Source organism: Tepidibacillus infernus, from assembly GCF_048898065.1.
GTDB classification, from domain to species: domain Bacteria; phylum Bacillota; class Bacilli; order Tepidibacillales; family Tepidibacillaceae; genus Tepidibacillus_B; species Tepidibacillus_B infernus.
This window is the reverse complement of record NZ_JBLWFI010000001.1, coordinates 665783-684963: the sequence shown is the minus strand read 5'-3', so window position 1 is coordinate 684963 and position 19181 is coordinate 665783. Positions and strand designations below refer to the sequence as shown.

Below are 19181 nucleotides of genomic sequence, written 5' to 3'. Positions count from 1 at the left end.
GTTGAAAGAATTTCTGGATTGATTTCATTGTTTTTTCGTGATAATTGAGAGGCACTTATCGATTCAAATCCAAGTGTTTTTTGCAGATCTTCATTAAGTAGTGCATCACTCATGGCTTGTAAACTCTCGGTTTCATGCAGCTGAGCAAAAAGCAGAAGTTTAATAAAAGCCTCTGTTGTTAGTTTCTTGATGTAGTAATCTTGTTTACCATTTTCAACATGTTCAAAAATTTTTTTAAAATTTATGGGTGAAACCCATTTACCAAATGACGAAATTAGTGTATTCTTGTCCATAATGTGGTCCTTTACTATTGGATTTGGACAGGAATCACCTGTACTTCCATTGTAAAGGATTTTTTTGTTGTATGGACAATTTTTGAAGATTGCTATTATTTTGAATCATCAGATTTAATTAATGCAACGCTAGTGACTAAAACTATTAGAATTAAAATTTGGTAGGAGGATTCTATGAATTCAAGTCGTTTATCTAAAAAAGATTTTTTTGTTATTTACTATATTTTGTTTATTTTGATTTTATTTTTAACAGGCTTTTTCTTAGGAGCAAAAGTGATGGAAAAACAATTAAAAGCTAATGTGCCAACAAATATTGATCAAAACACCTATACAGAAGGTGAAATCATCAGTTTTAATAAACTTATTTTTTTACCAACTCAACTGTGGCTTAAAGAAGTGTATGGGAAAATAAACCAATCCCCTATAGATCTTAACATGGTAAATTCCATGCAAAAATCGGTTGAAGAAATGAAAACGAACATGACCAAGTATCAATTTAGTTCTCCCTATTTACAAAAGAGTATTGAACTAATTCAACAAAGCTTGGAGCAAATGAAACAATATCTAGAAAATCCTAATAGACATGAATTATTAAATCAAGCGATTCAATATTATTTGCAAAGCCAAACTCAATTTTATCGACATATATGGGTTTGGGAGCAGGAAAATAGGAATCCTATCAGCCAATACATTGATGAGTCACTTGTGAATTGGAATGAGTGGAATAAGGCAAGTATTCACCAAAAGAACTATATCATTGCCATGATCTTGGCGAAGGATACAATCATCACTTTTTACAAACCTGAAGATATAACGGTTCATATTGATGCCTATGCCAAAGCAAATCGAGACACTACAATGAATTTAGAAGAACTGATTCAATTTCTTATCTCGACAAATGCAATTCATGAAAAGGACTTTTTATTATATAAAGATTGGTATCAAGGAGCACCCTTACCCAAAATTCCAAATTTTAATTGATTGAGTTAAAAAACTTTAAATTTCAAGTATTGCATTATATTAAAAGACATTCTACAATAGAAAAGGGAAGTGGACAATGAGTTGGTGGACATCCAACTTATATGGGAGGTGAAAAATATGAAAACTTGGGTAGATAAAGATACATGTATTGCATGCGGAGCATGTGGTGCAACAGCTCCTGATGTATTCGATTACGATGATGATGGTATTGCATATAACATTTTAGACGACAACCAAGGAACAGCTGAAATCTCTGAAGAACTTCAAGATGATGTTCGTGATGCAGCTGAAGGTTGCCCAACTGACTCCATCAAAGTTGAAGAATAATATGACTTACATAAAACCACCTAGATTTCCTAGGTGGTTTTTTGCTTCTACCTATATTTGCTTTATTTGTTCAAATTGCTATAATGTCAAATGTAAACAAAAAATATGATACATAATGAATTGAGGAGGCAACATTCATGTCTAAAGACTTAATCGTCGATGCATTTATTGAAATTCCAACAGGTAGTCAAAACAAATATGAATTTGATAAGGAAAAGGGGGTATTTCGTTTAGACCGAGTATTATACTCGCCTGTACATTATCCTACTGAATATGGCTATCTTGAAAACACCTTGGCTCTTGATGGAGATCCATTAGATATTCTTGTACTGACAACATTTCCAACCTTTCCTGGCTGTGTGATCAGTTCAAGAGTGATCGGAGTTCTTATTATGTCTGATGATAAAGGACAAGATGAAAAACTATTAGCTGTTCCAGCTGATGATCCTCGATTTAAAGAAGTCAATACTTTAAACGATGTGCCATCACATATTTTGAAGGAGATCGAACATTTCTTTAAAGTCTATAAAGACTTAGAAAACAAGATAACCAATATTGAAGGATGGAAGGACAAAGAAGTAGCTATTCAATTATACGAAGAATGTGTTGCAAGATATAGTGAAGGTAAATAAGTGACATTAAAATTAACAGAGTTCATCTAACGATGAACTCTGTTAATTTTTTAAAGTAAAGGGGCTTCTAATAAAACAGCTAGATTTTCTCGATAAATTTGCGGGAATTGAGATACAGGTAAAGGATTAATCCCAATACCTACCTCAATTGTAAATCCTGGCTTTCGAAATTCTTGAATGAACCAGTCTTTATAACCTGCCCCACTATATGCTGTTTTTTCTGGGACATATCCAGTCAGAATAGCCATTCGGTTTACGATTTTTTCTGATTCGGGTGGTTCCATTCCTTTAAATCCCCAATAAATAACTTGGCATTGAGAATGAAAGGCTAACACCATTCTAAAATTATGTTTTTTTGTGAAATCATAGATGGCTATAGTTTCTGGTTCAGTTAATGGTCTAGTACCCCCATATTTTCGTGGAGATGGAACTTGCGGACTTCGATCATTTTCCTGCTCCCAATCTGCTGGCCACTGATGATTTAAATCAACACCCCTTATATTTGCTGTCCAACCTCTAAAATCTTTCGAACCAGAATTGATTCTAAGTACACTTTGATAAAACGGATGCGATGGTGTGATTCCTTCTATCACGAGTTCAACACCATCTGGATTTACCATAGGCACAATCCAGATCGAATTGTTACGATAAAGGTATTCAATATCATATCCGCGTAATGTTCTTTTTTGTGTATATGCCTTTGCATAATCCTCTACAAATTTCATTAATAATGGTGCAGTTAAATATTCATTTGCATGCCAATCACCACTATAAAATACTTCTTTTTGTCCTATTCCTAAGCGAATCGCATAAATTGATTTACCCATTACTGATGATCCTATAATATCGGTTTGAATAAAAGGATATCTACTTTTTAATGCCTCAATATCTGCAACTAAGTCCTCATAACTATATTCTTCATTGGTCTGCACGATATCATCTTTTTTTATCATATATTTCAAAATCAGAACCCTCCTTTTATACAGTTACTATTAAAATATGCCTACAATTTCCCAATGTTTCTACCACAAAAGTGACGACCTCCTACATTATGAAAAAGGCAGAAATTGACATCTATGCCAACTTCTGCCTGGTAAATAAGATTGTTTCACGTTAAACAAGATTTTCATATTTTTTTCGACGGTAACCTTATTCTTTTGTCAAATTATGAGTCGGAAGAATAATAGAAAATGTCGTTCCTTGTCCTAATTGGCTTGAAACTGAGATGCTTCCACCATGGGCATGTACAATATTTTTTACTATAGAAAGACCTAACCCAGTACCTGAGTGACCCCTTGTCCTCGCTTTGTCAGCCTTATAGAAACGTTCAAAAACATATGGTAAATCCTCCTCAGGGATTCCAACACCAGTGTCTTCGACTTCTAATAATATTTTTCTAATTCCTTTTGGTTTTGCTCTCATGGTAATTCTTCCATCTCTTTGAGTATGTCTCATTGCATTGTCTACTAAGTTAGTAATCACTTGCTCGATGCGATCAACATCAATAAATACTTCCTTAATATTAGGATCTACCTCAGTTGTTAACTCTATTCCCAAATCCTTTGCTAAAGCCGAAAACTTACGGATCACTTTATTTAAAGTTACCGTAATATTCGTTTTGCAATATTGGAGTTGAATATTTCCTGACTCCATTCTTGCCAAGTCTAGCAATTCATTGACTAACCTCCCCATTCTTAACGACTCATCATAAATAATTTGGGCAAGTTCTTTTTTTTCTTCGTCTGTTTGTGCTATATCATCTATAATTGCTTCACTATAACCTTGAAGCATCGAGATTGGCGTTCGTAATTCATGAGAAACATTAGCAAGAAAGTCTTTTCTTAATTTATCTAGTTTTCTTTCATACGTTACTTCTCTAAGTAAGGTAACCGCACCAGTTATCACTTGGCCTGAATAAAGAGGTGCCATGACAATCGAAAAAATCTGTCCATTCCATTGAATATCTTTGCTAATTGGCACTTTTCCTTTTAAAACCTCATTTAATGTTTCTTTCAAAATCGTGTATAGTTGATTATCCTCATCATGCCAATGATTAAATAATTTCTCTGCAGGTGGATTGGTCATGATGATTTTTCCCTCAGAATTAATCGTAATAACCCCATCAGCCATACTTTTTAAAATATTGGCTAACTTTTCCTTTTCAGTTGATAAGGCTTGTACAGTTTCTACTAATTGGCTTGCCATTCGATTAAAGCTTATTGCTAGGTCGCCAATTTCATCGGATGAACGAATTCTAACCTTAGTATGAAAATCACCTTGTGCCATTCGATTTGCCGCCTTTTGCATCTGTCGAATGGGGTCTGTAATTCTGCTAGATAAGAAGAAGGCAAAAATTGTCGTTCCCACGATTCCCATTGCAGTAAAAAACAAAATAATTTTATTTGTATCCTTCGTGGATTTATATAATCCCCTTAAAGATTGTGACAATATAAGCGCTTCATTTGCTTGATTTTGTTTAATTGGAACGGCAACAACTAATAATTCATCCCCGTTCCTCTGTTCAGATTTTTGATTAGCTGGGTCAATTACACGTAAAACTAAAGTTTCTCCCACAAAGACTCGTTCTATATCTTTAGCTGTAAGTCCATGTTGCAAAAGTTTTTTTTGATCTAATGAATCCTTATCAAAAAGAGTCATCTTTGTGTTATTATAAGCTTCAATCAAATCTTTTGCCATGATTACTGCGTTTTGATTATCTGGATTTTCGGTTAAAATTGTAGATAACCTTGTTGCCAAGTTTGTGAGATTGGTCGATTGCCTTTCATAATAATAATAGTCAAAATATCGAATTAAAAATAAACTTAATAAGGACAAAATAATAGATACAAAGATAATAATTGTAATCCATAATTTTCCAACAACACTTCGAAATATCACCTATTTTTGCACCTCTAACTTATAACCTACTCCCCAAACAGTTCCTATCATCTTGGCAGCATTTACTGATACTTTATTTAGTTTTTCTCTTAAACGCTTTATATGTGTATCCACTGTTCTTAGGTCACCAAAAAACTCGTAATTCCAGACCTCTTTCAATAGTTCTTCACGACTAAATACTTTATCCGGCGAAGAAGCGAGGTAATGTAACAATTCATATTCTTTTGGTGTTAAGTTGATTTCAATTCCATTGGCAGTCACTCTATGAGCATCATGATCAATAACTAGATCATCAAATACAATCATATTAGATGTTTTTGTAGGACTAGTGGTTAAATAAGCTGTAGTGGAAGCTCTTTTTAAAACAGCCTTTACCCGATATACAACCTCTCTAGGGCTAAATGGCTTTACCACATAATCGTCTGCACCTACTTCAAAGCCATGAACACGATTGGATTCTTCTCCTTTAGCAGTTAACATGATAACCGGAGTTGATTTCTTTTCCCTTAATGATTGACAGACTTCAATTCCATCCATACCTGGTAGCATTAAATCGAGTAAAATTAAATCATAGTTTGCTTTTAATGCTTTTTCTAATGCAGTCGTACCATCCTCCGCTTCATCGATCTTAAATCCTTCTCTTTCAAGGTACATTTTTAATAATCTACGTATTCTTTCTTCATCATCAACGATTAAAACATGGTAATTTCTTTCCGAATTCATGGTTTCACCTCTTCATCATTTCGATGTTTATGTTTATTTTATCTGATTTTATTTTTTATTTCTATTGTGATATTCTTTAATTTTTAATGTAACTGTACCATTTTTTTTAGTTTGGAAATCTCTTCAGCTTCCAAAAGACGGTATTCTCCCACCTTTAACCCTTTCAACGTTAAAAATCCATACTGAATCCTTTTAAGTTGAAGTACAGGAAACTGAATATGTTGAAACATTCTTCTCACTTGTCGATTTTTCCCTTCATGAATTGTGATTCTTATAATTGATTCGTTTCTATGGTCTCTCAATTTAACCACTTCCGCTGGAGAGGTTAGCCCATCTTCTAATAAAATTCCTTTTCTGAGCTTGTCCAAATCCTCTTCCCTTGGTATTCCTTTTACCACCGCTTCATAGGTTTTGTTAAATTCATATCTCGGGTGCATTAAGCGATTCGCTAATTCTCCATCATTTGTTAAAAGCAATAAGCCTTCTGTGTCGTAATCTAATCTCCCGATTGGAAACACACGTAAGTTTACATCTATATAATCCATAACCGTTTCTCTGCCTTTAGGATCTTTCATACTTGTAATCACCTTTTTAGGCTTATAAAACAAAAGAACAATTTTTTCTTCAGAAATTTTTAATAGCTTCCCATTTACTTTAATTTCATCTTCATCCAAGTTAACTTTTGTTCCTAATTCTGTAATAACTTTTCCATTTACTAAGACTTGTCCACTGGTAATTAATTGCTCTGCCTTTCTTCTAGAAGCAATTCCTGCTTTTGCAATAACTTTTTGTAATCTCTCCAACGATAACACCTCTTAAAAATTACTTTATCAAAGTTTTTTTCAACATCAAATAAATATTTAAAAATAATAAGACACAATCATTAAAGATGCAATCACTGCGATCAGATCCGCAAATAATCCAACCTTTAATGCATACCCAGCTTTTTTGATTCCTACAGCTCCAAAATAAACGGTAATAATATATAGAGTTGTATCAGAACTTCCTTGCATCGTAGAAGCTAATCTTCCAATAAATGAGTCGGGTCCATGGGTTGCAATGAGATCAGTTGTTATGGCCAATGCCCCTGTACCAGTAATTGGTCTCATCATGGCTAAAGGAAATACCTCTGTCGGAAAATGAAACATTGTTAGGAATGGATGGATAAAATCGATCACGAGTTGTAATGCACCAGATTCTCTAAAAACGGTAATTGCCACCATCATCCCAACTAAATGTGGCATGATATTTATCGCTGTTTGAAATCCATTCTTAGCTCCGTCAACAAATGTCTCAAAAACAGGTACCCGATTCCAAATGGCAAAAAGAAGAATGATACTGATAAGACCAGGAATAATCCATAATGATATTGTTGTAATCCATTGGGTCATTTTTTAACCTCTCCCTAAGATTTATATGTTTTTTTTCTATACCAACGATCTAAAAGAATGGCTGAAAGGGTAGAAAAAAGAGTAGCTAAGATTGTTGTGCCTACTATTTCTGTAGGATTTACTGAACCATAACTCATTCTAATGGCAATCACTTGTGTTGGAATAAGCGTAATACTTGAGGTGTTCAGAGCTAGAAGCGTGGCCATAGTAGGGGATGCTCTATCTGGGTAAGGATTTATTTTTTGCAATTCTTGCATGGCTTTAATACCCATGGGTGTGGCAGCATTTCCAAGTCCAAAAATATTTGCTGCAATGTTGGATAAAATATATCCAAGTGCCGGATTGTCTTTAGGTACATCGGGAAAAAGCCACCGAACAATTGGGCGAAGAAGTCGGCTTATTACTATTAATAAACCAGCTTCTTCGGCAATTTTCATGATTCCTAACCAAAAAACCAAAATACTAATCAAGCCAAAACTAATCGTTACACCAGTTTTGGCTCCTTCAAATATGGCATGATTAACGATTTCGATCTTTCCTTGAATTGCTGCTGTCACAATTCCAATCATAATAAACATTGCCCAAAGCCAATTAACCAATGATTATTCTCCTCTCCACCATCGATTAAAGACACTTAAGATATTTTCTTTCCAACTCTCTTTTTCTTTTCTTATTTTTACCGGAATACTCCCAATGTATTGATTATCTAAATAGAGTTGGATGTTGCCTACAATTTGCTCTGATACGAATGTATTTACATACTGAATATTTACCTTTTTTCGTAATCTTTGTTTCTCATCTTCTTTTAAAAGATAGAAGAAATCATGAGCCGTTTCTAAATGCACTACTTGGTTTTTATTTACTTTTACATATCCTGCATAGGTTCCTTTTGTAATTTCATAAGGGGAATAATTGTTAAATCCATATTCTAACATTTGCATCGAATCATTCCAGTCATCTGATGCGTTTAAGGTAATACTGGCCAATTGAAATCCATTTTTTGTTGCAGAAGAAGCCAAGCATCTTTTTGCAATTTTTGTATAACCTGTTTTTACACCATCTGCCCATTGATACATGTGTAATAGTTTGTTTTTATTGATCCACTGTCGATCCCACGACTCATCAGCCAAAGGAGCTGTTTTTACTTTTGTCCTAACTATTTTTTTAAAAGTTGAATTTTTAAGCGCATAAGCGGTAAGAATTGCCATATCTTTTGGTGTAGAATAATGTTCCTTATCATCTAATCCATGGGGATTCACAAAATGGGTATGATTCATTCCTAAGATCTTAGCCTTCTCATTCATTAAAAAAGCAAATCCTTCTACAGACCCTCCAATATGTTCTGCAATAGCTACAGCAGCATCATTTCCTGATCTTAGCATCAAGCCATATAACATATCTTCTAGGGTTAATTGTTCACCTCTTTTTAAGTAGATTGACGACCCTTCTGTTCCATAGGCATTATCGCTGGTTGTTACCATATCTTCTAGATTACCATTCTCAATAGCAACAATTGCAGTCATGATTTTCGTTAAACTTGCTATTCGCATTTTCTGATCGCCATTTTTTTCAAATAAAATCCGACCACTCTTTACATCAATTAATGCTGCTCCTTGCGCACTAATATGCAATGGCTGAATCTCTGTCATAGCAAAAACCTGAGAAGAATTTCCAAAGGTTAGAATAGAGACAACCATCCATATCGTGATTATTTTTCTGAAAATCATGTTTGTCCTCCTAACTTATCTGTACATATATATGCTTGGTTCTTATGAGTATGAAGAAATGAAAGAAAAAAGCGCAATCAAATGCGCTTTTTATCTTAGAGCTTTTCTACATGATGGGTTGAGTATTCTCGTTATTTTGCTGATTCGTATTTTTTTTCAACGCATTTTGTAATTTATCCATCACCTGAGGAGCTAAATCAATGATCCGCTCATAAATATGTGTTTGTGAATCAAGTGGAAGTAATTGTACACCTGATGTTTTGCTTACAACAAGGAAAGCTACTGGGGTAATGGATATACCACCACCACTTCCGCCACCAAACGGTATTTCATTCAAGTTTGATTGGTCAGACGTAGTTTTTCCTTCTACATCGAAGTTAAATTGACTACCGCCGGCAGCAAACCCAAAACCAACTTTCGATATTGGAAGAATTACACTTCCATCTGGTGTTTCAACAGGTTCACCAACAATCGTATTAACATCTACCATCTCTTTAAGGTTTTCCATTGCTGTTTTCATCAAGCCCTGAATGGGATGTTCTCCAGCCATCTTTTCCCGCCCCCTTTTAAAAACTTCAAGATGATACGTATTCCTGTTAATATAACATGCCCTAGTCGAAAACTTATTATGCATTCAAAATTGGTTCTGAATACCCTTTGTTGAAAATTAGGTTCTACTACTAGTATGGGGTCTTTCGTTAAAATGATATACTTAGAAATAATTCCTAAAATTGATCCTTTTATACTCCAAACCACCCCTGTTAATAATCCAGTTTCCATTGCTTCTCCAGTTCCTACTTGTGATTGCCAATAAAGTTTGTCTATGTGAACATGGGAAAGAAATCTTTTCATTACTTCATAAAAATCCGTGACATGTTTTAAAAACCTATGATACTGTTTATTCCAATGAGTTACCTTTTCTGGTGTTAAACGATCTTTTTTTGGCTCTAATTCACTAACCATGCTTACTTTTGTCTCTGTCTTAAATTTTGTCCCCTCGTGAATCGATTCTATAGCAATCATTGGAATCATTTTACGAAGATGAAATAGTTGGTACAGAAACCAAAAATCAATAATCACTTCATCATTCTTCCCTTGTTTATGAACTTGAATCTGAATTTTAATTGGTGAAAAAATGATAATCATTAATATTAGTAAAAGGAAAAATAAGACATACCAAGTCCAATGCATTTTCATCACTCCACTCACTAATTGGTAGTATTCTCCATATACAAGTTTTCAATACAACAAAAAAGAGCCTTTAAAGTAAGGCTCTTATTCCTCTTGATATTTAAATGAAAATAAATCTTCTTCTTCATTCAATTCTTGAGTTTCTTTTGGTGGAGGTAATTGTTCTAAATTCTTTAAACCAAAATATTCTAGAAATTCTATCGTCGTCCCATAAAGAATTGGCCTACCAATTCCTTCTACCCTGCCAACTTCTTTTATTAATCCTTTGCTATTTAAAGTATTAATCGCTTTTTCAGATTTAACACCTCTAATTTCTTCAACTTCCGCCCTAGTTATTGGCTGCTTATATGCGATGATAGCTAATGTTTCTAAGGCGGCTTGGGACAATGTAGAATGGGTTGGAGAAGAAGCTAAACGTTCAAAATAAATAGCATGATCTGGCAGTGTTGTTAATAAGTATGCATTGGCAATTTGTACAATTTGTAGTCCTCTATGTTCCCTTTTATAATCCCCTTGCATATCGTGGATCAGATCTTCAATCGTTTCCTGATCAATCTCAATAATAGAAGCTAATTGTTTTGCTTCTATTCCTTCATCGCCAGCCACAAAGATCAATCCCTCAATGATCGATTTAATATGATTGTAATCCAAATTCTGTTCCCCCTTTGTCTGAAGAATAGTGAATTACAATATCGTCAAATGTTTTGTTTTGAATACAATAGATTCGTTTTTGCTTCATCAGTTCTAAGATACTTAGAAATGTAATGACAATGTCAGTTCGTGTAGCTTGAGATGTTATTAACTCTGAAAAGTACAATATACCTTGGGTCTTTAACAAATTTATCACTTGTATCATTTTATCTTTTACCGATATTTCTTCTCGCTCTACCTTTGTTAAAGGCTCACGATAGGAATACTTTATTAAAGCCTTTTCGAAAGCGTGCACTAAATGGTAAAGACTAATTCCCTCAACAGGGTTTTCTTTTTCTTGAACAAGATACGGAGTTAAATTATATGGTGGTCTAGTAAAAATTTGATTTCTGGCAATCTCTTTTTCCCTTAACACCCCAGCTAATTGTTTATATTTTTTATACTCTAATAATCTATGTATTAATTCCTCTCTTGGATCTACTTCATCAATGTCCATCTCTAATAGTTGCTGTAAAGAAGGATCTGTTCGAGTTGGTAATAACATTTTACTTTTAATTGACAATAGGGTAGCAGCCATGACAAGGAACTCACTCGTTATATCCAACTTTAAAGTTTGCATGGTATGAATATACTGCAAATATTGATCCGTAATTTTTGCAATAGGAATATCATAAATATCCATTTCTTCTTTATCGATTAAATGAAGTAATAAATCGAGAGGTCCCTCAAAAACATCTAATTTAATTTGATATGTCATCATGTTCTCCTGCCTATAATACCAACTTTACTGGTGAAATTATAACATATCCCTCATCTATCAACAAATAAAATAAGTTTGTATATTACAATGCGCTCCGTTGTCCGTGTATTTCTTTGAATAAAAAATAAGGTAAAGAAATACACTCTCAAAGGTCGCTGCTTATGGAATATACAAACCCAAATAATAAGGGGAAATATTAAATTTAAAAGAAAGTTATGCTTACTATTTAAATAAAAGCTATGATCTAGTTTTTGCTAAAAAGCGTTCTGGCACTTGATCAAATTGAACAAGGTCTTCATAGGTCTCTCTTTTTACGATTAACTCAGCTTCTCCATTATTCACTAAAACCATTGCAGGTCTTGGAATTCGATTATAATTACTTGCCATGGAATAATTATATGCTCCAGTAGAGAATACGGCCAAAATATCCCCTGTTTGCGGTTTATTAAGCTTGATATCCCAAATTAACATATCACCACTTTCGCATGCTTTTCCGGCGATTGATACTGTCTCTAAACCATCAGAAATCATTCGATTGGCAATAGCTGCTTCATATCTTGCTTGATATAAAGCTGGTCTTGGGTTATCCATCATGCCTCCATTGACCGCAATGTATTTTCTTACATTTGGAATTTCTTTACTAGAACCAATGGTATACAAAGTTGTTCCTGCTTCACCAATAATGCTTCTTCCTGGTTCAATCCATATCTCTGGAATCGGTAAGCTTCTTTTAGAAAAATGTTCTTTCACTGCTTTTACAAGGGAGGTTACATATTGATGAATTGAAAGAGGCCGATCTTCATCAATGTAACGAATCCCAAATCCACCACCAGTATTTAAAATGGGAAGTGATGTATTTAATTCACTGTGAATCCTTTCATAAAAGTCAGCCATTCGCTCAATCGCTTTTTCAAAACCAGTCATCTCGAAGATTTGAGAGCCAATATGAAAATGAAACCCTAATAATTGAATCCACTTGGATTGATAAACCAATTTTGCAGCAGACAAAGCTTGTTCCCCTATGTTAAAACCAAACTTTGAATCTTCTTGTCCTGTTTGAATATACTCATGAGTATGCGCTTCTATTCCAGGAGTAACCCGTATTAAGGCTTTTACCTTTTTTTGTTTATTTTCTGCTAAATGTTCAATTAGCTCTATTTCATGTAAATTATCAATCACGAAGGTACCAATATTTACATCAATTGCCATTTCAATCTCTTCATAGCTCTTATTATTGCCATGAAAATGAATTCTTTCTACAGGAAACCCAGCTTTGATCGCTGTGTATAATTCACCACCAGAAACCACATCTAGAGATAATCCCTCTTCTCTAGCAATATGACACAAAGCCGTGGTACATAGAGCCTTGCTTGCATAAGCAACTTGAAATGGAACCTCCATCTGCTTAAATGCATTAACAAATTCCCCCATTTTTTTTCTAATTTCCCATTCATCCAATACATATAGTGGTGTTCCAAATCGTTCAACTAAATGGACGGTATCCACACCGCCAATTTCAAGATGGTTATTTTCGTTTATTTTGCTAGAACCTGGTAAATACATGTTTCTCCTCCTTTTTTAATTAGACAGGAAGGACTAATTTAAAAACCTCTACCTTCGACTTTATTATGTTAGACTATTAAATTATATGTGAATATAACATAAAGAGTTATGTTTTGCAATAAGCCAAAATCATTGCCTATTTTCATTCTGTGGATGGACGATACTTGGCCGTTTATTTGCAAGCGGAATAGGTTCTCTTAAAAGAATTGCCATCAATGCTTTAAAATTGAAAGGAATAAATGGCCACAAATAGGGGGTATTCAAGGAATGAGTCGTTGCAAGTAAAACAATCCATAACATCGTTCCGATAACAAAACCAGGAATCTTAAAAATGAATGTAGCAAAAATAAGAAACAATCTAGCTAATTTATTACCTAAGCTTAGCTCGTAACTTGGTGTAGCATACATACCAATTGCACCTATCGACAAGTATAGAATCACTTCAGGAACAACCCAACCTACCTTAATAGCAATATCCCCAATCAAAACTGCTGCTATTAATCCCATTGCAGTAGCTAATGGGGTTGGTGTATGAACAGCTGCCATCCTCATCAGATCTAATCCTAATTCAGCAAATATAATTTGTAAATAGATGGGGATGTTGCTTGTTTCCTTGGGACCAATAAAATCGATAGCTTTAGGAAGTATTTCCGGCTCTTGGACATAGATTAACCATATTGGTAATAAAAACAAAGAGGAAAAGACTCCGAAAAAGCGTATCCATCTCAAAAAGGTGCCTACCATTGGTGTATGTCGGTATTCTTCTGCGTGTTGAACATGATGAAAAAACGTGGTAGGCATGATTATCACACTTGGTGAAGTATCAACATAAAGAATAACATGTCCTTCTAATAAGTGTGCAGCTGCCACATCTGGCCTCTCCGTGTAACGTACTAAGGGATAAGGATTCCATGATCGACCAATGATAAACTCTTCTAGTGACTTTTCTGCCATCGGAAGTCCATCAATTTTTATCTCTTCTAACTTCTGTTTAATTAGCTTAATTAACCCTGGGTCTGTAACATCTTTAAGATAGGCAATACAAATATCGGTTTTTGAACGTTCACCTAATTGGCTAATTTCCATTCTTAAACGTTCATCCCGGATTCGTCTTCTAGTTAAAGCCGTATTCAAAAGCAAAGTTTCAGTGAAACCATCCCTTGCTCCACGAACTACTCTCTCAATATCTGGCTCTTCCGGATTTCTGCCAGGATATTTCCTTGCATCTATCACAAGGGCTTCCTCCTGATCATCAATAAACATCACTAATTGTCCAGAAAGAATGTTATCCATCGCTTCATTGATTGTCTTCAGTTTTTTTACCTGTATGTGAGACACATATCGTTCAAGAAGGTGTTCTAGGATATTGGGTACTATCTCTTCTCTTTTTAAGTCAGCTAATTCTTTTAATATCTGGGTCATGATATCAGAATCAGCAAAGCCATTTACGAAGAAGAGAGCAAAATCTTTTCCTGCAAAATTCATCTCCCTACAGACCATATCAAAGCTTTCGCCTACTCCCAATCTCTCTTCTAATATCTTTTTGTTTTTACTTAATTCTTTAGAAATCTTTAGCGTTTGATTTAGTTTCTCTTCCACTGTGTTGATTTTTGTTGTTGATTTGTTTTCAGCTTCTGTTGCTTTTTTTTCATTGGTTTTTGACTGATATTTAAGTTTCATGTTTTTCTTCATGTTGCTCACTCCATTCCAAAATGGTTTGGATCGCTTTTAATGTAATCGGAGAACCGTGTTTAATATGATCTCTCCCTCTCATTTTTCCAATGTCTCCAATTCCCACAATAACAGGCATATCTAGTTTGTCTAAGATATCCACTGTATCTCCGTATACACGAAGTGGTCCACCAACAGGGTCTCCATCTTTATTTACCCCACTTTCTACTCTTTTCCCATTGCGATCGATTGAAAAATCAATGGTTGTTCCCTCAACAAATTTAGTATTAGATGCTACAGCGATGGCCCCTAGCACCTCAATGTCGGGATGTTTGGTGATAAATTCAATCGCTCTTTCCCCTTCACCTTTATACCCACGCCCATTGTCATCAAACATAACCAAAACTGGATCATTGGGAGTGCTCTTGATCATTTCAACTAATTCATTGCCATTGTATGGTGTTGGATTCCCTGCAGAACGTGAAATACATCGGCCACCGATTATCTTCGCAACTTCTTCTATTACTTGTCTGGCAACGTCATCCCCATCTGTAATAACAATTACCTTTCTTTTTTTCATCATTGATCACCAAATTACCCTTTAGGTTTAAATATAATTGCTACCAGAAAACCGAAGACGATAGCTGAAGAAATACCGGCACTAGTTACTTCAAAAATTCCAGTAATAATCCCGACCAATCCGTGTTGTTCTGCTTCTGCTAATGCACCATGAACGAGCGCATTACCAAAGCTTGTGATAGGAACTGTTGCACCTGCCCCTGCAAACTCGATCAAAGGCTCATATAATCCAAGACCATCTAAAACAGCCCCAGACACCACTAATGTTGTCATCACATGTGCAGGAGTCATTTTTGTTAAATCCATGAGTAATTGGCCAATTAAGCTAATTAAGCCCCCAACTAAAAACGCAGACCAATAAGTTCCCATTACTATTCCTCCTCATTCTCTATTGCAACTGCATGGGCAATACATGGAATGGATTCCCCTTGTTGATAGGTCACAGGGCTCAGTAACGCTCCCGTTGCTACAACAAGAACTTTATTTAAAGTTTTTTTATGTAACTCTTTCATAATATGACCATATGTTACAGAGGCACTACTTGCACAACCACTTCCCCCTGCAAAAACTTCTTGGTCTGAGTAATAAATCATTAAGCCACAATCATTATAAACAGATGATAAATCAAAACCCCGCTCAAGCAACATTTTTTTTGCTAATGGATAGCCTACTCCAGCAAGGTCACCTGTAACAATTAGATCATAATCTTCAGGACGTCTACCTGTATCAATAAAATGTTGTTCAATGGTGTCAACTGCAGCAGGCGCCATAGCTGAACCCATATCAAATGGATCTTTAAGTCCCATATCAATAATTTTACCAATTGTCGCATACCGGACTTTAGGTCCAATCAGTCCCTTTCCTACTACTGCTACACCTGCACCGGTTACGGTCCATTGTGCATAAGGAGGTTTTTGTCCTCCATATTCTGTAGGGTAACGGTATTGCCTTTCAGCCGTTGCATTATGACTACTACAACCAGAAACAACATAGTTCGCATAACCGCCTTCAACAAGAGAAGCCGCTAAAGCCAATGATTCCATCGAGGTTGAACAAGCTCCATATACACCTAAATAAGGAATTTGAGCATAACGAGCAGTAAAAGAAGCGGAAATGATTTGGGTTAATAAATCCCCTGCGATCAAAAGATCAATCTGGTCTTTTTTTAATCCAGCTTTTTGAACCGCCAGATCAAGTGCCTCTTCAAATAATTTGCGTTCAGCTTTTTCCCATGTATCTTGACCTATATGTAAATCATCATGAATAATATCAAAATCCTTTGCTAAAGGACCCCGACCCTCTTTTGGTCCTACAGAAACAGCACTTGCTAGTATTCTAACCTTTGAAAATTCCCATGTACTTCTTCCTAGTTGATGACTCAAATGTTTTACCTCCTTAGATCAAGCGAATTAAGGTTTTAACCAATCCAACGAAGAAAGCGGCTACCACACCATAAACAATAACGGAACCAGCTAGTTTAAACATATTTCCACCTATACCAAGTACCAAACCTTCTGCACGATGTTCTAAAGCTGCTGAAGCAATGGAGTTAGCAAAACCAGTTACCGGAACAGCTGATCCTGCACCAGCAAATTGTCCAATTTTATCGTAAATTCCAAGGCCTGTTAGAAGAGCTGATATAAAGACCAAAGTTGCTACTGTTGGATTCCCTACCTGATCTTTTGAAAATCCTAAATGAAGGTATATATTTTGAAAGGCTTGACCCAACAGACTTATCAGTCCACCGATCACAAAAGCTTTGACACTATTGATTAAAACAGGAGGCTTTGGTCTCATTTGCATGGTCATTTGTTGATATTTTCTTTTTTCTTCATTTTGTTTTCTTTTTTTACCAGTAGATTGACTCATATACATCACCCTTTAAATCATGAATTCGGCACATAGATTAACCAATGGATCAATGATCCTGCAATTTTTCCAAATACCATTGCCATTAAAAGAAATAATATAGCATTCGCCATATTCACACGTTTTGCCAAAATGGGCAAAACATTAAGTACTTCTGTGAGTGCACCAGCAAGCATTCCAACGAATATTCCGGAAAAGGCTCCAAAAATAAAGATTAAGATTTTAGGTAAATGAAAGATTATTTCCCTTAAATCAATCCAAGTAAAAATGACAGCACCACTTACCAATGCTCTTTCAAACCATTTCATATATCTAAACCCTTTTATGAGTTGAGTTAACCTCGGAATAATATCTAGAACAGTGACAAAAGCGACTAGCCCACTACCTACAGCTAACCCTCCAGCTAAGCCAATTAATACCACCAATGAATATTGAAAAAGTAGAAGCATTTAATCCTTCTTCCTATTTTCTTTGTTTTCATTTAATACAACGTAATCGTCCAAATTTTTTTGATATAAAAACATCTCTACTTCCAATGGGCTAGGCTCTTCGTTTATTTTTTTCTTGAAAATATGATTAAAAAATAGGATCATCCCAAATCCTAAACCGAAGGAATAAGGGATTTGTAAAAGTAAAGGTTTTTTATTCTCGATCCCTGTAATCAAATAGTAAATACGCTGGTGTACCTCTTGCATACTGACATCATGATGGAAATTCATGATTGCAAGGCCTGATCCAATAAATAGTAATGTCCAAACAAATGCAATTAACCATATACTTGGCTGCTTCTTCATTTCAGCCGTTACGATTTCAATGATAATTTCTGGAGAACCGATACTCCTAATGTCTAAATTAGGGAATTCTTCCTTGATTTTTTTTATCACATGAATGAGATCCAAAACTACTAAGTGTTGGTCTTCAGCAGTGATCTGGTACAAGGATAACCCTTTTATTGCTGATTCATATTGTTTAGGAGCAATAATTTGTGCAATTTCTGATAAAAATATTTGTGCATTCGGTTTTGCAAAATGTCGGTTGCGCAAACGTAGGTAGACTATATTTCTGTCACTCATTTACTTTTCCCCCTTTAATGATAAAGAGTGTCTTTCTTATTATGAGTTATCCCGTTGAAAGCCATGCAATGAAAAAGAAAAAAGACCAAAATGGATTAACCTAATTGGTCTTTTATCATCGAAAGTATTTTCTTTTCCAATCTTGATACTTGAACTTGAGATATTCCTAAGCGTTCAGCAACTTCAGATTGGGTTTGATCTTTATAATACCTAAGATAAACAATTAATCGTTCTCTTTCATTTAGAGATCGTATGGCTTCTTGTAATGCTAATTTTTCGAACCACTTGTCTTGTGAATCGTCAGAAATTTGATCCATCAGTGTAATCGGATCCCCATCATTTTCAAATACAGTTTCATGGATCGAGGATGGAGCTCTATTGGCTTCTTGAGCAAAAACAACATCCTCGGGTGAAATATGAAGATGATCAGCAATTTCTTTAATGGTCGGTAATCTACCTAATTGCTTAGATAATTCATCTTTCGCTTTTCTGACCTTGTTAGCAGTCTCTTTTAGAGACCTACTCACTTTAACTGTCCCATCATCTCTTATAAAACGCTGTATTTCTCCAATAATCATGGGTACTGCATAGGTTGAAAACTTCACATCAAACGACAAATCAAATTTATCTACTGCTTTTAATAACCCAATCGCTCCTATTTGAAATAAATCATCCGCCTCATAACCTCTATTTAAAAATCTTTGAACAACAGACCAGATAAGCCGAATATTACTATTTACGATGAGTTCTTTCGCTTTATCGTCACCATTTTGACTTTGAATTATTAATTCTTTAATTTCTGCATCGTCCAGATAAGAGTGGTGGCTATTCTTAATATCAATTTCCATATGA

General features: G+C 35.0%; 24 protein-coding genes. 3 read left to right on the top strand and 21 right to left on the bottom strand.

Translation table 11 applies throughout. The annotated features are described in order from the left end of the window. Window positions 1-293, bottom strand: a 293-nt coding sequence (locus tag TEPIDINF_RS03530) for a DUF4372 domain-containing protein (RefSeq protein ID WP_421691363.1), incomplete at its 3' end; no start/stop codon positions are given. A gap of 174 nt (window positions 294-467) precedes the next feature. On the opposite strand from TEPIDINF_RS03530, the gene TEPIDINF_RS03525 reads away from it, so the two are divergent. From TEPIDINF_RS03525 to TEPIDINF_RS03515, 3 genes are all read left to right on the top strand, one after another. After that, on the top strand, window positions 468-1274 hold the full coding sequence (locus tag TEPIDINF_RS03525; RefSeq protein ID WP_068723790.1) for a YneF family protein: 807 nt from the start codon (window positions 468-470) through the stop codon (window positions 1272-1274). Window positions 1275-1391: 117 nt separating this feature from the next. After that, the gene (locus TEPIDINF_RS03520; protein WP_068723788.1) at window positions 1392-1601 is read left to right on the top strand and encodes a ferredoxin; all 210 of its coding nucleotides are present in this window, start codon (window positions 1392-1394) and stop codon (window positions 1599-1601) included. Window positions 1602-1738: 137 nt separating this feature from the next. Continuing rightward, complete coding sequence (locus tag TEPIDINF_RS03515) at window positions 1739-2233, top strand: inorganic diphosphatase (RefSeq protein ID WP_068723785.1); 495 nt, start codon at window positions 1739-1741, stop codon at window positions 2231-2233. A gap of 50 nt (window positions 2234-2283) precedes the next feature. On the opposite strand, the gene TEPIDINF_RS03510 is transcribed toward TEPIDINF_RS03515, so the two are convergent. The 20 genes from TEPIDINF_RS03510 to sigF all read right to left on the bottom strand — a co-directional run bounded on the left by TEPIDINF_RS03510 (window position 2284) and on the right by sigF (window position 19177). After that, window positions 2284-3186: a M14 family metallopeptidase gene (locus TEPIDINF_RS03510; protein WP_068727464.1), complete on the bottom strand. Its 903-nt coding sequence runs from the start codon at window positions 3184-3186 to the stop codon at window positions 2284-2286. 196 nt (window positions 3187-3382) lie between these two features. Next, complete coding sequence (locus TEPIDINF_RS03505) at window positions 3383-5131, bottom strand: ATP-binding protein (RefSeq protein ID WP_069798751.1); 1749 nt, start codon at window positions 5129-5131, stop codon at window positions 3383-3385. After that, window positions 5132-5854 carry a response regulator transcription factor gene (locus tag TEPIDINF_RS03500; RefSeq protein WP_068723783.1) on the bottom strand — a complete coding sequence of 241 codons (723 nt, stop codon included), beginning with the start codon at window positions 5852-5854 and terminating at the stop codon, window positions 5132-5134. An 83-nt stretch (window positions 5855-5937) separates the two neighbouring features. Beyond that, on the bottom strand, window positions 5938-6657 hold the full coding sequence (locus TEPIDINF_RS03495; protein WP_421691362.1) for a pseudouridine synthase: 720 nt from the start codon (window positions 6655-6657) through the stop codon (window positions 5938-5940). Between the two features lie 57 nt (window positions 6658-6714). Next, complete coding sequence (locus tag TEPIDINF_RS03490; protein WP_068723778.1) at window positions 6715-7245, bottom strand: spore maturation protein; 531 nt, start codon at window positions 7243-7245, stop codon at window positions 6715-6717. A gap of 14 nt (window positions 7246-7259) precedes the next feature. Beyond that, a complete protein-coding gene (locus TEPIDINF_RS03485) occupies window positions 7260-7844 on the bottom strand; it encodes a nucleoside recognition domain-containing protein (RefSeq protein WP_068723776.1) in 585 nt (194 codons plus the stop codon). A 3-nt stretch (window positions 7845-7847) separates the two neighbouring features. Further along, window positions 7848-8972 (bottom strand): D-alanyl-D-alanine carboxypeptidase family protein, encoded by a 1125-nt coding sequence (locus TEPIDINF_RS03480; protein WP_068723773.1) that lies wholly within the window; start codon window positions 8970-8972, stop codon window positions 7848-7850. A 106-nt stretch (window positions 8973-9078) separates the two neighbouring features. Next, window positions 9079-9522 (bottom strand): GerW family sporulation protein, encoded by a 444-nt coding sequence (ytfJ, locus tag TEPIDINF_RS03475; RefSeq protein ID WP_068723770.1) that lies wholly within the window; start codon window positions 9520-9522, stop codon window positions 9079-9081. Continuing rightward, on the bottom strand, window positions 9492-10163 hold the full coding sequence (locus TEPIDINF_RS03470; protein WP_068723768.1) for a DUF2953 domain-containing protein: 672 nt from the start codon (window positions 10161-10163) through the stop codon (window positions 9492-9494). Before TEPIDINF_RS03470 ends, ytfJ begins: the two co-directional genes overlap by 31 nt. An 84-nt stretch (window positions 10164-10247) precedes the next feature. Further along, entirely contained in the window at window positions 10248-10814 is a 567-nt protein-coding gene (gene scpB / locus TEPIDINF_RS03465) for an SMC-Scp complex subunit ScpB (protein WP_068723765.1), read from the bottom strand. Then, entirely contained in the window at window positions 10795-11571 is a 777-nt protein-coding gene (locus tag TEPIDINF_RS03460; protein ID WP_068723763.1) for a segregation and condensation protein A, read from the bottom strand. The genes scpB and TEPIDINF_RS03460 overlap by 20 nt, the downstream gene beginning before the upstream one ends. Before the next feature lie 240 nt (window positions 11572-11811). Continuing rightward, window positions 11812-13137, bottom strand: coding sequence for a diaminopimelate decarboxylase (gene lysA, locus TEPIDINF_RS03455; protein WP_069798763.1), 1326 nt, complete (start codon window positions 13135-13137; stop codon window positions 11812-11814). Between the two features lie 129 nt (window positions 13138-13266). Next, window positions 13267-14829, bottom strand: a complete 1563-nt coding sequence (locus TEPIDINF_RS03450) for a spore germination protein (RefSeq protein ID WP_235589061.1) — start codon at window positions 14827-14829, stop codon at window positions 13267-13269. Further along, on the bottom strand, window positions 14807-15388 hold the full coding sequence (gene spoVAEA, locus TEPIDINF_RS03445; protein WP_068723760.1) for a stage V sporulation protein SpoVABEA: 582 nt from the start codon (window positions 15386-15388) through the stop codon (window positions 14807-14809). The genes TEPIDINF_RS03450 and spoVAEA overlap by 23 nt, the downstream gene beginning before the upstream one ends. Before the next feature lie 14 nt (window positions 15389-15402). Further along, window positions 15403-15756 carry a stage V sporulation protein AE gene (gene spoVAE / locus TEPIDINF_RS03440; RefSeq protein ID WP_068723758.1) on the bottom strand — a complete coding sequence of 118 codons (354 nt, stop codon included), beginning with the start codon at window positions 15754-15756 and terminating at the stop codon, window positions 15403-15405. 2 nt (window positions 15757-15758) lie between these two features. Next, window positions 15759-16769 carry a stage V sporulation protein AD gene (gene spoVAD, locus TEPIDINF_RS03435; RefSeq protein ID WP_068723756.1) on the bottom strand — a complete coding sequence of 337 codons (1011 nt, stop codon included), beginning with the start codon at window positions 16767-16769 and terminating at the stop codon, window positions 15759-15761. Window positions 16770-16782: 13 nt separating this feature from the next. Then, on the bottom strand, window positions 16783-17256 hold the full coding sequence (gene spoVAC / locus TEPIDINF_RS03430; protein WP_082732373.1) for a stage V sporulation protein AC: 474 nt from the start codon (window positions 17254-17256) through the stop codon (window positions 16783-16785). Between the two features lie 17 nt (window positions 17257-17273). Further along, window positions 17274-17705, bottom strand: a complete 432-nt coding sequence (locus TEPIDINF_RS03425; RefSeq protein ID WP_068723754.1) for a stage V sporulation protein AB — start codon at window positions 17703-17705, stop codon at window positions 17274-17276. After that, window positions 17706-18329: a stage V sporulation protein AA gene (locus TEPIDINF_RS03420; RefSeq protein WP_069798770.1), complete on the bottom strand. Its 624-nt coding sequence runs from the start codon at window positions 18327-18329 to the stop codon at window positions 17706-17708. Window positions 18330-18424: 95 nt separating this feature from the next. Beyond that, the gene (sigF, locus tag TEPIDINF_RS03415) at window positions 18425-19177 is read right to left on the bottom strand and encodes an RNA polymerase sporulation sigma factor SigF (protein ID WP_068723751.1); all 753 of its coding nucleotides are present in this window, start codon (window positions 19175-19177) and stop codon (window positions 18425-18427) included. Between the last annotated feature and the right edge of the window lie 4 nt (window positions 19178-19181).